This is a genomic window from Psychroserpens mesophilus, assembly GCF_050617655.1.
Taxonomy (GTDB): domain Bacteria; phylum Bacteroidota; class Bacteroidia; order Flavobacteriales; family Flavobacteriaceae; genus Psychroserpens; species Psychroserpens mesophilus_A.
The window spans coordinates 116,423-130,966 of sequence record NZ_JBODQC010000007.1; the positions used below are offsets into that span (position 1 = coordinate 116,423).

General features: G+C 32.1%; 11 protein-coding genes. 3 read left to right on the forward strand and 8 right to left on the reverse strand.

Going from position 1 to position 14,544, the window contains the following annotated elements; all coding sequences use genetic code 11:
* The first annotated feature begins 25 nt into the window (after positions 1 to 25).
* Positions 26 to 607: an NUDIX hydrolase gene (locus ACRHNM_RS12835; protein WP_431137066.1), complete on the forward strand. Its 582-nt coding sequence runs from the start codon at positions 26 to 28 to the stop codon at positions 605 to 607.
* Here ACRHNM_RS12835 and ACRHNM_RS12840 read toward each other — a convergent pair.
* The 5 genes from ACRHNM_RS12840 to ACRHNM_RS12860 all read right to left on the reverse strand — a co-directional run bounded on the left by ACRHNM_RS12840 (position 599) and on the right by ACRHNM_RS12860 (position 7,910).
* Positions 599 to 2,548 (reverse strand): LTA synthase family protein, encoded by a 1,950-nt coding sequence (locus ACRHNM_RS12840; RefSeq protein ID WP_431137045.1) that lies wholly within the window; start codon positions 2,546 to 2,548, stop codon positions 599 to 601. The two genes, ACRHNM_RS12835 and ACRHNM_RS12840, sit on opposite strands and share 9 nt — an antisense overlap.
* 113 nt (positions 2,549 to 2,661) lie before the next feature.
* Positions 2,662 to 3,348 carry an N-formylglutamate amidohydrolase gene (locus ACRHNM_RS12845; protein WP_431137046.1) on the reverse strand — a complete coding sequence of 229 codons (687 nt, stop codon included), beginning with the start codon at positions 3,346 to 3,348 and terminating at the stop codon, positions 2,662 to 2,664.
* Positions 3,345 to 4,571 carry a glutamate-cysteine ligase family protein gene (locus tag ACRHNM_RS12850; protein ID WP_431137047.1) on the reverse strand — a complete coding sequence of 409 codons (1,227 nt, stop codon included), beginning with the start codon at positions 4,569 to 4,571 and terminating at the stop codon, positions 3,345 to 3,347. Before ACRHNM_RS12850 ends, ACRHNM_RS12845 begins: the two co-directional genes overlap by 4 nt.
* Before the next feature lie 2 nt (positions 4,572 to 4,573).
* Positions 4,574 to 6,019, reverse strand: coding sequence for a RimK family protein (locus ACRHNM_RS12855; RefSeq protein WP_431137048.1), 1,446 nt, complete (start codon positions 6,017 to 6,019; stop codon positions 4,574 to 4,576).
* A gap of 154 nt (positions 6,020 to 6,173) precedes the next feature.
* On the reverse strand, positions 6,174 to 7,910 hold the full coding sequence (locus ACRHNM_RS12860) for a M14 family metallopeptidase (RefSeq protein WP_431137049.1): 1,737 nt from the start codon (positions 7,908 to 7,910) through the stop codon (positions 6,174 to 6,176).
* Positions 7,911 to 8,019: 109 nt separating this feature from the next.
* Here ACRHNM_RS12860 and ctlX point away from each other — a divergent pair, with 109 nt between their 5' ends.
* Positions 8,020 to 8,952: a citrulline utilization hydrolase CtlX gene (ctlX, locus tag ACRHNM_RS12865; RefSeq protein WP_431137050.1), complete on the forward strand. Its 933-nt coding sequence runs from the start codon at positions 8,020 to 8,022 to the stop codon at positions 8,950 to 8,952.
* Between the two features lie 30 nt (positions 8,953 to 8,982).
* Here ctlX and ACRHNM_RS12870 read toward each other — a convergent pair whose 3' ends face one another.
* From ACRHNM_RS12870 to ACRHNM_RS12880, 3 genes are all read right to left on the reverse strand, one after another.
* Positions 8,983 to 9,615, reverse strand: coding sequence for a chromophore lyase CpcT/CpeT (locus ACRHNM_RS12870; RefSeq protein WP_431137051.1), 633 nt, complete (start codon positions 9,613 to 9,615; stop codon positions 8,983 to 8,985).
* A 35-nt stretch (positions 9,616 to 9,650) separates the two neighbouring features.
* Positions 9,651 to 11,711 carry a tetratricopeptide repeat-containing sensor histidine kinase gene (locus tag ACRHNM_RS12875; protein ID WP_431137052.1) on the reverse strand — a complete coding sequence of 687 codons (2,061 nt, stop codon included), beginning with the start codon at positions 11,709 to 11,711 and terminating at the stop codon, positions 9,651 to 9,653.
* Between the two features lie 423 nt (positions 11,712 to 12,134).
* Entirely contained in the window at positions 12,135 to 12,518 is a 384-nt protein-coding gene (locus tag ACRHNM_RS12880) for a bleomycin resistance protein (protein ID WP_431137053.1), read from the reverse strand.
* A gap of 105 nt (positions 12,519 to 12,623) precedes the next feature.
* On the opposite strand from ACRHNM_RS12880, the gene argS reads away from it, so the two are divergent.
* Positions 12,624 to 14,408 (forward strand): arginine--tRNA ligase, encoded by a 1,785-nt coding sequence (gene argS / locus ACRHNM_RS12885; RefSeq protein WP_431137054.1) that lies wholly within the window; start codon positions 12,624 to 12,626, stop codon positions 14,406 to 14,408.
* The last annotated feature ends 136 nt before the right edge of the window (positions 14,409 to 14,544 follow it).

The following is a 14,544-nucleotide window of genomic DNA, read 5'->3' on the forward strand; positions in this document are numbered from 1 at the left end:
CTTTCCAAATACTATGACCAAATTAATGCATCACGTTTTTGTAAATGATAAACCTATAATTCTAACGACCCAAGTTAGTCCAGAACGTAATTTTAAAAATTACCTTTTGTCTACCGTTAATATTGGAAAGGTTATAAAAGAATTAAATTCTACGTCTTTAAAAGAAGTACGACTTATTGGAAAAAAAGAAAGTAATCTTATTAATAAATTTTTAAAAAAACTTCCTAATGTGGTTGCTGGAGGTGGAAAAGTTGTTAATGATCATGGAGACATCCTTTTTATTTACAGAAATGATAAATGGGATTTGCCAAAAGGGAAAGCAGAAGGAAAAGAAACTATTGAACAAACGGCTTTAAGGGAAGTTGAAGAAGAAACAGGTGTAACTGGCTTAACAATAACAAAACCTATTGAAACCACATATCATATATTTAAACGTAATGGCAAACACAAAATTAAAATTACATATTGGTTTGAAATGAAATCGTCTTACAAAGGCGATTTATCTCCTCAGGAAAATGAAGGTATCACTAAGGTTGCATGGTTAAATCAAGACCAATGTATGAAAGCGCTTGAAAATAGTTACGCTAACATTAAAATACTAATCTAACTTCTTTAACACAGGTGATTTTAAAATTTCTTTGTTTAGAAGCATGTACTGATATGTTTGCAGATTTGCCTTTGTATACGTTTCCATATCTTCAATAATTTCTGGAAAATCTTTTGAAAAATCTGTAGTGTTTTTCTGTTTATATTTAAAGAGTTTGGGCTTTTCTTTTTCCTTTAATATCAAAAATAAGCTATCGCTCAATACTCCAATTTTATTGTCGTCATTAATAAATATATAAGGACGTCGTTTTTTTAGCAAATCAATACCTAATGTGTTGTTAATATAAGGTTGTTTCAAAATGCCCATAAGTGTAGGGAACACATCAATTTGTCCTCCTATTTGTTTGTAAGATTTTGGTGTTTCAATCAATTTTGGTGAATAAAATAATAAAGGGGAGTGATGGTAGTCTAATGAAATGTCATAAGGGGCTGAAATTGGAACACCATGATCTGCTACAAAAACAAAGATGGTGTTGTCAAACCAATCTTCTTTTGAAGCCATTCGCATAAATTTCTGCAAAGACCAATCAGCATATTCTACAATTTGATATTTTTCTTCTGTATGGTCTGGTTTAAAATAATCAGGAATGTAATAAGGCGTATGATCACTCGTAGTCATGAAACTGACAAAAAAGGGTTGGTTTTTTTTGTGTAAGTCATTTAAAACTGGGATTGAAAACTCGAACATGAAATCGTCTGGAACACCTAAAACAGATTTGCTTGCGGAAGACGGATAATTACTGTTGGTATATATGTTTTCAAATTCATTTTCTTTTAAAAAGTATTCTACATTGTCAAACTGACCATCATGTGTTGTAAAATAAGTTGTAGAATAGCCCTTTTTTCGTAACACGTTACTAAATCCATGAAAACGGTTTATGGTCTTCATTGTGTGTTGTCTGTAAATGGCAGGAAATGAATATAAAGTGCTAAAAATGCCATTAAAAGTGTGTTTTCCAGAAGTATATATGTTTTCAAAATAAATGGATTCTCTGGATAAGCTATCGAGAAAAGGTGTTAAATTTCTGGTATTACCATGACGTTCCATTTTTGAAGCACTCATGCTTTCCATCATAATTAATACAATGTTAGGTTTGTTAGAATCAATAGAATCGGGAACAACTTTTCTTGCAATTGGTGAATTAAACAGATTAGGATTTGAAATGCCTAATTCGTTTTGAACTTTCGCAATTGCTACTTGGTCATCCATCATTTGAATAGTTGCATTTGTTTCATTCTGACTATCAATATAACTTCTCATTAGAGTAAAAACAGGATTCAATCCCATTTGATTTAAAAACGAATGGTTTGAAAAATAGGCAGTGCCAACACGTATAGGTGAGTTTTCTTCGATACGACCTCGTATGCCAAGAAACATTAGTCCAAGAAATACAATTGAAAAGGTGATTTTTAAGACAAGAGAAGCATCATTTTTTTCTAAATCTGCTCTGAAATTTTTTCGATGTAGTTTATAAAATACAAACAATAAGATTAGCAACGGAATACCTACAAACAAATGTTTTGGTTCTTGAGCAATCATTTTAATAACAAAACCAAAACTATCAATCCATGCTAGAGCACCAATTGATAATCTTGAAAAAAACTGATTAAAGTACGGAATGTCTATTGAGGTAATAATAAAGGCAAGTATAAATAAAATGGCTATCCAGTAGAACACTATTTTTTTTAGTAAATGATTTCTTTTGTTTAATATTTCCATCACCAAAAGAACCAAAGCTGGCAATATGAGAATATAGCTTGAGATTACTGTGTCAAAACGAATTCCCATTATAAATGCTTGTATAATAGTTAAAATGCTTACTTCCTGAAAATCTATTCTATCCAGTTCTGTAAGGAAAAGAATACATCGAAACACAAAAAACACACTTAATACAAGTGCATAGGTTTTGAGTATTAATTTAAAACTCCCAAATTTTTTCATTTAATAATAGTGCTTAATGAGGTTGAATAAAAAGCAGCTACGAAGTTCGATTTTTTTTAGCTGAACAGCAAGTTTTCTTAAAAAGCGATATCATAAGGAATCGTAAATGGACTTTAATTAAATATAACTGATTGTATGGCAGAATAAAGAGTGTGTTTCAAAATAGAGTCCATAACATTTGATTTCGAAAATTTTTGATTGACTTCTATTTCAATTCCAATATAGTTTTGTGTAAATCGTTGTCGTAAATAGCTTGTGAAACCATCTGCTTTTCCTAAATACGGATAATTGAATCTTACATTCAAACCTGAATTTTCTGTTTTTATCTGTGTTTTAAGAAATGCCGAAAACTCTTTTTCTGAACGCTTTCTTGAATCATAAAGCAATCCTATGTCGCAATGACGCTCTATGCCATTTAAATGTGGTGTAAACGAATGTATAGAAAGATGCACCACATTTTCATTATTCAAAATCAGTTTTGCTATTTCTGATTCAACTTCATTTCGGTAAGGATGATAATAATTTGTAATGATAGCTCCTTTTTCTTCCAAATCTAAGCGTTTAGTATATATTGAAAACAATTTAGGATGATAACGTGAACGGTTTAATTCAATCAGTAACCGACTTGTTTTACTTGATTTTGAATATACAGATAAAGGTTTTAAATATTCAAAAATGTCTAAAGCTCCCAAATCGAAACCTTGATGTGTTTTTAACACATGTTTCTCTTTTTTGAATAGATATTCGTAAGGTTTCGGAATGTCATTTCCACCATGTTCACAGGTAATAATGAGTTTCAATTGACAAACAATTGATTAGTTTCTAAGCATTCGGCAAGTTTTAAATACACTTGCTTAATTTTTTTTTCAGAAGCGTCTTTTCCAATGGCTTTTAAAATTCGTGTAGACAATGTTCCCTGAGCTAAAATGAGTTCAATTGCATTCTGATGTTCAGATGATATGTTTGGTTTGACATGATTGTATAAATGTTTCCAAATATCTTGCATTGTTGAGGTTTGTTTAATGCCGAAAAGAGAGGTGTAGTCTAAATTACAAACTTTAGAATGATCACCATGCTTGATGCCATCGTTTAAGATTTCGAACAGCTCTAATTTTGTCCATTTTTTTTGGTTTTGTAAGCTGCAAAACTCTTTATGAACCATTGCTTTTAAGACTTCAATTATCAAAATACAAATGGCAATATCGGCTTTCGGACATTCTTGGATGTCAACCAAACGGATTTCTATTGCGTTTCTGTCAAAACGAGCAATAGCACCTCTGGAGTTTAAAAAGTGATGATCTAAAATTTTTTGAGTGTCATATGGTTTAATGGCTCTTTTTATAGGTTCAAAAATGGTTGAATAATAGTCAACTTTGCTAAAAACACGTTCAGGAATTACCATACCTGTCATTTCAGGAATTTCCTTTTGATTGGTTTTATAGAATTCTAAACGCGAATCCATAAATCCAGTAAGACGACCTTCTAATATGGGAGAGCTTGCACACAATCCAGGAATTAAGGGTAAAACAATACGAATGGCAGCATGAAGTTTTTCAAATTCCTTATCGTCGTAAAATGGAAGATTAATATGAGTGCTTTGTACATTGCTCCAACCATGACCGTTACAGTCAAAAATTCTATTATAAAGTTCATAAACTTCGCTATAGCTGTGTTTCCAAAGTTTGGTATCCTTTAACGGATTCATTAAAGGGTGTGATGCTGTTGGTAGTAATTGAACGTTATAAGGTTTTAATAAAGCATTAATTTCTAAAACATTCTTATGAAAATCATCAGATAGTGTTTCCAAATTTGATGTAGGTCCATTGGTTTTTAATTCTACAACATGTGCGACAAGTTCATTGCTCCATGCAATTTTTCCATTGTCAACATCTGAAGTAAGAACGCCATTTTTAAGAGTTAGCAGCTTGTCTACATCAGGAGCTACTTTAAAATCTGAAGTCTTTACGAGCATGTACTCCAGCTCGATTCCAAATACTTCAAATAAATGATATCTTTTACTCATAATTATTCTAATCTCATTTTTAATGCTGAAAGGATTGTGGTGTAAATTACATCACCATAGTATACATCTTCAACACCAAAATCGATGTTGGGATTATCATTAATTTCAATGACCATAGGCTTATTATTAACCACCTTAATATCAATACCAAATAGTCCTTTCCCTATTAATTTTGAGCTTTTTATAGCCATATTAAGAACGTTGGTGGGAACATCTTCAAGCGCTACACAATCTGCATTGCCATCTTGGTCGTCTTTTTTCTTGGCATTCCAATTATAAATTTGCCAGTGATCTTTAGCCATATAGTATTTACAAGCATAAAACGGCTTGTCATCTATAATTCCTATTCTCCAATCATAATCTGATGGGCAAAATTCTTGAGCTATAATAAGGTCTGATTCTTTCAACATTTCAGATACTAAAAGGTCATATTCTTCTTCAGTTTTAGCCTTTTTAACACCAAAGGAAAACGTAGAGTCAGGAGCTTTTAAAACACAAGGTAATCCTACTGTTTTTAGGACGTCATGTTTGTTTTCTTTGTGAATGATTACTGTTTTTGGAGTGGCAATATTCGCATTGTTTAATGCTTCTGCCATGTATACTTTATTACAGCATTTCAAAATAGCGTCTGGATAATCAATTATAGCAATGCCTTCTTGTTGTGCTTTTCTGGAAAAAGCATAAGCTTCATTGTTAACTTCGGTACTTTGACGAATAAGTAATGCATCAAAGGAAGATAATCTTGATAAGTCTTTAGGTTCTATGATTTCGGCATAAATATTCATTTTTTCAGCTATATCAATAAACTTTTTTAATGCTTTTTGATTGCTAGGAGGAGCAGGATCTTTTGGGTTGACCAAGATGGCTAAATCAAAATCGGAAGTAGCAAGTTTTGGTGTGTCATATCGTTTTTTTCCAAAATACTGATTGGCAAAAATCTGAACGGTTTCGAAATGCTCCTTTGGAATTTCTGATTCTGAAATTGCCTTAATGCTTTGTACAGTCCATTTTAAATTATGACTAAATTTTACTCTTAAAAAAGGCACCTGAAAGTGTTTGTAAAACAAGCTGCTCAATTCCTTATACTTTTGAGCTACATTTTGCCCAAAATAAATGCTTAGTGTAAACTCGCGAGATTTGATGTTTTTCAAACTCTGTTGAATCACATCATCAAATTCGTCTGAGACAATACGTACCAATTTTAATGCCCTTAAGTCTACAATATTTTTAACAGTTGGGATTGGTAAATGCTCTCTTGCCTCAGCTAAGAGTGATACATAATAACCTTTAGACTGGTAAGAATAGTCTTTACAAAGATTAAATATTCTAGCTTTTTTTAAAGTTGAAAACTTTGGATCGGTAAGATACTCCTGAGAGGAAATTACTGTAATATTCTCAATCGAAAAATTCCATTTTTCTGGTTGATTGACAACAATGTATTTATTCATTCATGACGCTAAAAAGCGATAAAATTTTAAGCAAATTTAGATTATTTTTAAATTGCTTTTACAAAATTGAAAAAAATATTTTTATAAACGTCAAGTCTTTGTTGTTTAGTTATTTGCAAGGTTTTAGGTTGTGGTATTTGTCAATTTATTTTAGTTAAAATAGTTTATAAACAGGGTATTGTAAATGTGCTTTTTCATAATGCTCACTTTGCTTATGCAACCAGTCTAATTGAGCATACCAGTTTGCTGAAAAATCTTGATCGTTTATCTTTTTTAAATTGAATTCTTTTTCGAGTAGTGGATTCTGTTCTAGCAAAAGTTTTGCCTTATCTTCCCATACATAAGGAGAAAACCCTTCTTTTTGCTGAAGAATGGTATCAAAGAAATTCCAGCTAAAAAATGAATCAGGAGCCTGTGGCTCTAAGGTTTCGATTAGATATCTAAAGGCATTCTGATTTGTATAGACTATATAATCACCTTTTTTAAACATGACTTGCTCTTCACGAGTATCAACTTCAACGTTATAATGCAGATAATGACCTTCATAAGCCTGTGTTCTGGTGTCGTAGTTTTTGATTTTATATGAATTTACGAAGAGTATTGTATCTTTTTTAAAGGAAGTCATTTCTACTTCGTTTAACTTTAGCAAATCAATGATTGTCCACCAACTTTTAGGAATCACATACGCTTCTGGAATATCAATTTCTAAAGTCGGTTTCATGTAGTTTTGATAGGTTATGTCTTTAGTGAAAGGTTTTTTAGAATCATATTTTAAGCGTTGAAATCCAGTTAATTCACTTTCGATTAGTTCTCCTTCAAAACCTTTAAACATAAGTGTGGTTGTTCGTGTTGTATCAATAGTCCACTGAAGAGGATAGGTTGGTTTTTTCTGAAGTTCTTTAACTGCATTTTGTCTTAATTTTGAAATGGTATCTCCTTCTGTTTCTGTAATCTCAATCATACTAATCATAAGTTCGTAAGTGCCTTTAACGCGTTCCTTATAAGGTTTTAACATGTGTGTTTCAACCATCAATCCCAAAGTATTCCATAGTGTGGTATAACCTGTTGAATATCTGGGAGAGTCCATAAACTGACTAAATCCTGTTTCAGGAGTTCTGTTAAACACATTGACATAAGGTGTGATATTCCATTCTTTAGTTTTTAGTTTTTGTTCTAGTTGAGGCATCATTTTAGTGTGTAAAAAATCACCTAGAGTTCCACCTAATTTGTTGTGTTGTGTAAATAAATGTGTTAACGTATATTGGTAATCTGCTCCATTACTTACGTGATTATCTATAAATACATCTGGTTTTACGAGATGAAAAATTTTGGCAAATGTTCTGGCATTTTTTGTGTCACATTTGATAAAATCCCGATTCAAATCATAGTTGCGAGCGTTACCTCTAAAACCGTATTCTTTTGGACCATTTTGATTGGTTCTGGTTGTTGAATTCCGATTTAGACTTCCGCCAATATTATAGACAGGAATAGTTACCAAAACAGTTTCTTTTGGCATGTCAATTTTTCCCTGAGCAACATCGCGAAACAATAACATGGTAGCATCAATACCATCTGATTCACCTGGATGAATTCCATTATTGATTAGTAAAATGCGTTTACCAGTGTCTCGTATTGAGGCAAAATCAAATTTTTTGTCAACATTAAGGGTTACAATATGTAAAGGGTTTCCTGAGTCTGTTTCACCAATAGCTTGAATAGAAATTTCAGGATGCATTGCAGCTAAATTAGAATAGAAAGCGATAGTTTGCTCGTAGGTTGCTGTTTCTGTGCCATTTGAAGTTTCAAAAATTGTTGTAAAATCGATATCAGATTTGTGTTCGTTTGAATTACAGGAGCTTAAGATTAATAAGCAAATGATTAGCTTTTTCATGGAGAGGTATTTATACTATAAACTTAATCAATTCGTTTGATTTATTAACACAAGTATGTTTTGCGCCTCCCAAAAATATATTAATTTCGCCTCACTTTATTTAAAATCGATGTCACAGACTACAAATACAATTTTAATGGTTCGTCCAGTAAATTTTAGGATGAATGAGCAAACTGCTGTCAATAACTATTTTCAGGAAGATTTAGATATTAAAAATGCTGAAATTAATAAAAAAGCCCAATTGGAGTTTGATGCTTTTGTTGAAAAGTTAAGAGCAGTTGGTGTCAATGTTATCGTAGAAGAGGATGATAAATTAATGGACACTCCAGATTCTATTTTTCCTAATAATTGGGTAAGTTTTCATGAAAATGGAGATGTTGGTTTGTATCCTATGTTTGCTGAAAATAGAAGAAAAGAGCGTCGTGATAAAGTCTTTATTCGTTTGGAAAAGGAAGGTTTCAAAATTGAGCATATCATTGATTATACAAGTGCTGAAGACGAGGGTATTTTTTTAGAAGGTACAGGAAGCTTACTTCTTGATAGAGTCAATCGTAAGGCTTATTGTGCTTTGTCTCCAAGAGCAGATGAAGATTTATTTATCGAGTTTTGTGAAGATTTTGAATATACACCAATTATTTTTACGGCTTATCAAACAGTTGATGGTAAGCGTTTGCCAATTTATCACACCAATGTGATGATGTGTCTGGCTGAAAAATTTGCAGTGATTTGTTTAGATAGTATTGATGACAAAAAGGAGCGTAAAAAAGTCGTAAAACACCTTAAGGAAGATGGAAAAGAAATTATTTCAATTTCCGAATCGCAAATGCATCAGTTTGCCGGAAACATGTTACAAGTTCAAGGTCATCTCAATCAGCGATATTTAGTAATGAGTAAAGCAGCTCATGACAGTTTAACTGAAAAACAAGTTGCAACTATTGAAAAATATTGTCCAATTTTATCCAGTTCACTTGAAACTATAGAGACGTGTGGTGGAGGCAGTGCACGTTGTATGATGGCCGAAGTCTTTTTGCCTAAAGCTTGAGCGTTTACTACAATTTTTTATATGGAATAATTAATCCAGTTTATTAAAAATGTAACCACCTTTTTCGGCTCCCCAAATGTGTTCGTCGTTATCATCAAAACCTCTATCCCATGAGATGATTTTATCTGAAAAAATTTCAACTTCACTTGTGGCATAAGAGGCACCATATAAAGTGCTTTCACATGATTTTTCTCCGGTTTGACCTTTAAAATAATCAGAATCGATTCGTTTAAGTATTACTTCGCAACCTTCTTTTTTTGAGACTTGTCTCATTGACAATGAATCAAACGCCTTAGGGGTTTTCCATTTGCCAATCCATAAAGAGTCGTTTTCTATAGTATAGATGGCTGAGCTAAACATGCTGTCATTCAATTGTGTGACTTCATAAATTCGTTGCCTGTATGGTTTGTTTTGGCGTGCATTCAAGGCTTGTTCTACATACAAAAAGTTTCCTTTATCGTTCCAGATGGGATACATATGAAGAGAGATGTTAAAATAAGTAGAGTCAATTCCAGCTTGAATTTCAGAAGTAAAAGATCCTTGCATCATACCCAATAAATCGTGCAGGTGATTTTCTATTGCTTTTTCTTTAGGTTTTGTTTCAATGTTTTTACAGCTAAACAGAGTGGTTAGAATCGCAAGAGAGAGAATAAGATATTTCATGGTGTGTTGCTTTTGGCTAAGATACACAAAAGCAATTATTCGGTTGGCTTATTTTTTGGAAGTTCTACATAAAACTTTGTACCAACATTAGGTGTGCTCTCAACCCAAATGCGACCACCATTAAGTTCAACCAATTCTTTACAAATACTAAGCCCGAGACCTGTTCCCTTTTCATTGTCAGTGCCTCTAGTTGTAAAGGTTCCGCTTTGAAACAATTTGTCTACATTTTCACGGGAGATACCAACACCTGTGTCTTCAACACAAATTAAGGTTTTTCCATCATGATCGTTGTTAGAAACTGTAATCACATCGCCAACGCGAGTGAATTTTACTGCATTTGTAATCAAATTTTGTATTACAATTTCAATCATACTCTTATCTGCATAGATAAAGTCTCTACGAGATTCATCAATAAGAACGATGCGTTTTTGTTCTACTTTTTGTTCCACAAGTGCTATCTTATTTTGAAACACCTCTTGTATATTGAATAATTCAGGTTTTGGTTTAAGGTTTTGCATTTGTGACTTAGACCAGTTTAAAAGATTGTATAATAATGACGATGCATTATCGGCATTTTCACTCAATTCTGGAACCAAATTGTAAAACTCTTCACGCGAGATGCTGTCTTCTTTTAAAAGATCAATAAAAGCTTTAATTGATGATATAGAGTCTTTTAAGTCGTGAGAAACAATAGAAAATAAGCGGTCTTTGACTTTATTAATATCTTCTAAATTTTTGATCTGTTCAGAAAAAGCTTCATTTTGTAATTGTATTTGTTTGTTTTTCGCTAGTAATTCTTTGTTATACTTTAATAAACCACGACGTTTTAGATATAGAAGAAGTAAAACAGTAGATATAATTAAGAGAGCAGCCATCAAGACGTATGACATGGTTTTTAATTGTTTAACCTCCTCTTGGTTTTTTTGTTTTATGTCTTGCTTTTCAATAGAATTAATTGCGTCATCTATAGTGGTGTCACCAACTTCACTTGTAATAACTTTAGTGTTTACTGGAATTTTTGGTTGTTTGGCTTTTTCTAATTCTGTTTTTAAGTCGTAGTATTTACTTTGCCAAAAGAAGGCATTTTGAAATCTGCCATTTGTTGAATCTAACTCTTTATGTAATCGGTAGTTTTTTAAAAGCTCAGGTTTATTATCAATTTTAGTCGCAATACCATACGCTTCATTGAGTTGAATTTCAGCAAGCTTCACTTTTCTTTGTTGCATGTTAAGCTCGCCAATGGCATTTAACGATCTTAATATACCATCATCATTTTTAATTCTTCTGTTAAACTTTAACCCTTCAACCAAATACTCTGCAGCCTTGTCATAATCTTTAAACTGTAAATATTCGCTACCAATTCTAGGGAGAACTTCACCTCTTATGGCTTGATCTTCATCTGGGTTTAATAAACGCAGTACTTTTTCGTAATATTCAATCGCTTTTCTGTGCTCTTTTCTATCAGAATATAAAGATGCTATGTTTTTTGTTGAGGATTTAATTCCAAAACTATCCTTTAACTGTTCTCTTACATTTAGAGCTTTAATGTTAAATTCTAAAGCCTTATCTATCTGATGTGTATTATAGTAAGCTTCTGCTAAATTGTTATAGGCTAAGCTAAGTTCGTCAAGTAAATTTCTTGTTTCAAAGATTTGTATGGCAGATAAAGAGTGTTCCAGTCCAACACTATAATTACCACGCTTAATTTCAATAAGCCCAATACTGTTATTAACTTTAGCAATTCCTAAAGTGTCACCTAATTGTTTATAATATTGTCTTGATTTGTTATAACCATCAATAGCATTGTAATAATCATCTTTTTGAGAATAAATTAATGCCTTGTAAAAGTTGACATCAGCAATGCCTTTGGTATGATTTAAAAACTTTGAAAGTCTTTCGGTTTGGTCAATATACAAAAGTGCTTTTTTAAAGTTCTTGCTTTTATACAATGCATTAATCAAATATAAAGATGTATCAACCTTAGAAGAATCTTGTTTTTGATAAGCTAATTGTATGGTAAGACTGTCGATCTCATTTGTTTGGGAGAAACAAAAAAGCGAAGAACATAAAACAGCTAATGTAATTAACTGCCTCATAGCGTAGTTTTAATAGTTACCGAGTTAATTAAAGACTTATTGGCCTTGAGGGAAAGGGATAACAAGTTTAAAAAATTCAAGGGTAACCTAGATAATGATAGAAAATTAAGTTTCATCAACGTTTGGGACTCTTGATTAATAGCTTACCAAAAATGGATAAAAGGGTTCTAAAATGCTAATTTTTGGGTTTTAATACCTAAAAATTAGATAAAGTGAGCTTTATATTTTAGGAAAAAATCGACGAATAGATAAACGGCAAAAAACATAGAAAAACGACATGTTTGTCGATGAAATGCATGTTTTGATTTAAAATCATGATTATGAGTTGTTTAGAAAGTTGGGATCAAGCATAAAAAGCATTTAAAATTGATTGTCTAAAGATGAAATTATGCTAAAATTTTTGCAAATTAATCAGTAATTTCTTTATGATTCTAAAGATTTAAGATCTGTTTCTTGTCCAAATTTAATCATGTTTCCATCATTATCTAAAATAGCAAATTCACGCATTCCGTATGGTTTATTTTCTAATCTACCATTTGGATGAATGACACCGTTAGATTTTAATTCTTCATATAAAACATCTATGTTTTCAACATCAACATAACAGCTTGTGTTTTCAGGGTGAATTTTATCATCGCATTTCCAGAAATGAACTACAAACTGATCACGAGCAATGATAGCGTAATAATCATCTAAATAACCTTGACGATTAAAACCCAGTTTAGTTTTGTAAAATTCTACCGTTTTTTTGATATCCAGAGATGCCAGAACAGGAATGCCTCGCAATAAGTGTTGTTGTCTTTCCATAATTATAATTGATTGATAGCTTCTAAATTAATCAATTAAAGCCAGTCATAGTCTTAAAAAAATAATAAAAAACCTATCTTTGCAGACTTATAAAAAAGGATTAAAATGAATCTTCAGGAGATACTTTCAAAGCAGGTAAAACAGGCTGTAAAATCAATTTATAATGCTGAATTAGAATCGGTAGAATTTCAGGCAACCCGTAAGGAGTTTGCAGGTGATATTACTGTAGTAGTGTTTCCAATGCTGCGAGTAGTAAAAGGGAGTCCTGTTCAAATTGGTGAGCAAATCGGGAATTTTCTGGTGGATCATGTTTCAGAAGTTAAGGCCTTTAATGTGGTAAAAGGGTTTTTGAATATCGAAATTGATGACTCGTATTATATCCGTTTTTTTAGTAGAATTAAAAATCAGAAAGACTATGGGTTTGTAGCTCCCAAACCTTCTGAAAAAGCAATAATGGTAGAGTATTCTTCGCCAAACACCAATAAACCATTGCACTTAGGTCATATTAGAAATAACTTATTAGGTTATAGTGTTTCTGAAATTTTAAAAGCTTCAGGAAAGAAAGTTTATAAAACGCAAATTATCAATGATAGAGGCATTCATATTTGTAAAAGTATGTTGGCCTGGAAACGTTTCGGAAATGGAGAAACTCCTCAATCATCAGGATTAAAAGGCGATAAGCTCGTTGGAAATTATTATGTTAAGTTTGATCAGGAATATAAAAAGGAAATACAACAGCTAATAGCTCAAGGGCAATCTGAAGAAGAAGCAAAGAAAAAAGCACCAATACTTATAGAAGCACAACAGATGCTCCAAAAATGGGAAGTTGGAGATGCTGAGGTTGTTGCACTATGGGAAATGATGAATGGTTGGGTTTATGAAGGTTTTAGTCAAACCTATGAAAACTTGGGTGTCGATTTTGATAAACTCTATTACGAAAGTGAAACCTATTTATTAGGAAAAGAATTTGTTGCCGAAGGTTTAAAAACCGGTGTTTTTTACAAAAAAGAAGATGGTTCAGTTTGGTGTGATTTAACAGAGGAAGGCTTAGATGAAAAAATCGTTTTACGAAGCGATGGAACAGCTGTCTATATGACTCAAGATATTGGTACTGCAATTCAGCGTGTTAAAGATTTTCCAGATGTAGGAGGTATGGTTTATACGGTTGGAAATGAACAGGAATATCATTTTCAAGTATTGTTTTTGATTATTAAAAAACTGGGTTTCGACTGGGCTAAAAACTTATTTCACCTGAGCTATGGAATGGTTGATTTACCTTCAGGAAAAATGAAGAGTAGAGAAGGAACCGTTGTAGATGCAGACGATTTAATTGTTGAAATGGCGCAAACTGCTGAAGAGATTTCTGAAGAATTAGGCAAACTTGATGGTTACTCCAACAAGGAAAAACAAGACCTGTACAAAACAATTGGTTTAGGTGCCTTGAAATATTATATATTAAAGGTTGATCCCAAAAAACGAATTTTATTCGATCCTAAAGAATCTATCGATTTTCAAGGTAATACAGGGCCTTTTATTCAATATACCTATGCCAGAATTCAATCGATTTTACGAAAATCTGATCTTAATGAAAGTATCGTTTTGAGCACATCCGAAATAACTCTCCATGATAAAGAAAAAGAATTACTCAAACAACTTAAGTTATTTCCAGAAGTCATTCAAAATGCTGCAGCAAATCATAGTCCAGCATTAATTGCTAATTACACCTATGATTTAGTCAAAGAGTTCAATTCATTTTATCAAAATGTATCTATTCTAGGTGCAGATAATGAGAATGAAAAAGTATTTCGTGTTCAACTATCTCAAACGGTTGCAAGCGTCATAAAAAGTGCATTTGGTTTATTAGGTGTTGATGTTCCTGAACGAATGTAGGACTTTTATGTGTCTGTAAATCAGGATAATGCTTTGTGGTTAATGTTAAAAAAATGTTAATATAGCAATTTTTTAAAACTCACATTACTGTTTTCTCGTAAGTGTTTTTGTCCACCCCAAAGGGCTTTATAATCAG

Coding starts and splice junctions, on each gene's coding strand:
- ACRHNM_RS12880 (WP_431137053.1), bottom strand. CDS start 12,518: ATGGAAAGACAACAACACTTATTGCGAGGCATTCCTGTTCTGGCATCT.
- ACRHNM_RS12855 (WP_431137048.1), bottom strand. CDS start 6,019: ATGAATAAATACATTGTTGTCAATCAACCAGAAAAATGGAATTTTTCG.
- ACRHNM_RS12840 (WP_431137045.1), bottom strand. CDS start 2,548: ATGAAAAAATTTGGGAGTTTTAAATTAATACTCAAAACCTATGCACTT.
- ACRHNM_RS12870 (WP_431137051.1), bottom strand. CDS start 9,615: ATGAAATATCTTATTCTCTCTCTTGCGATTCTAACCACTCTGTTTAGC.
- ctlX (WP_431137050.1), top strand. CDS start 8,020: ATGTCACAGACTACAAATACAATTTTAATGGTTCGTCCAGTAAATTTT.
- ACRHNM_RS12850 (WP_431137047.1), bottom strand. CDS start 4,571: ATGAGTAAAAGATATCATTTATTTGAAGTATTTGGAATCGAGCTGGAG.
- ACRHNM_RS12835 (WP_431137066.1), top strand. CDS start 26: ATGCATCACGTTTTTGTAAATGATAAACCTATAATTCTAACGACCCAA.
- ACRHNM_RS12875 (WP_431137052.1), bottom strand. CDS start 11,711: ATGAGGCAGTTAATTACATTAGCTGTTTTATGTTCTTCGCTTTTTTGT.
- argS (WP_431137054.1), top strand. CDS start 12,624: ATGAATCTTCAGGAGATACTTTCAAAGCAGGTAAAACAGGCTGTAAAA.
- ACRHNM_RS12860 (WP_431137049.1), bottom strand. CDS start 7,910: ATGAAAAAGCTAATCATTTGCTTATTAATCTTAAGCTCCTGTAATTCA.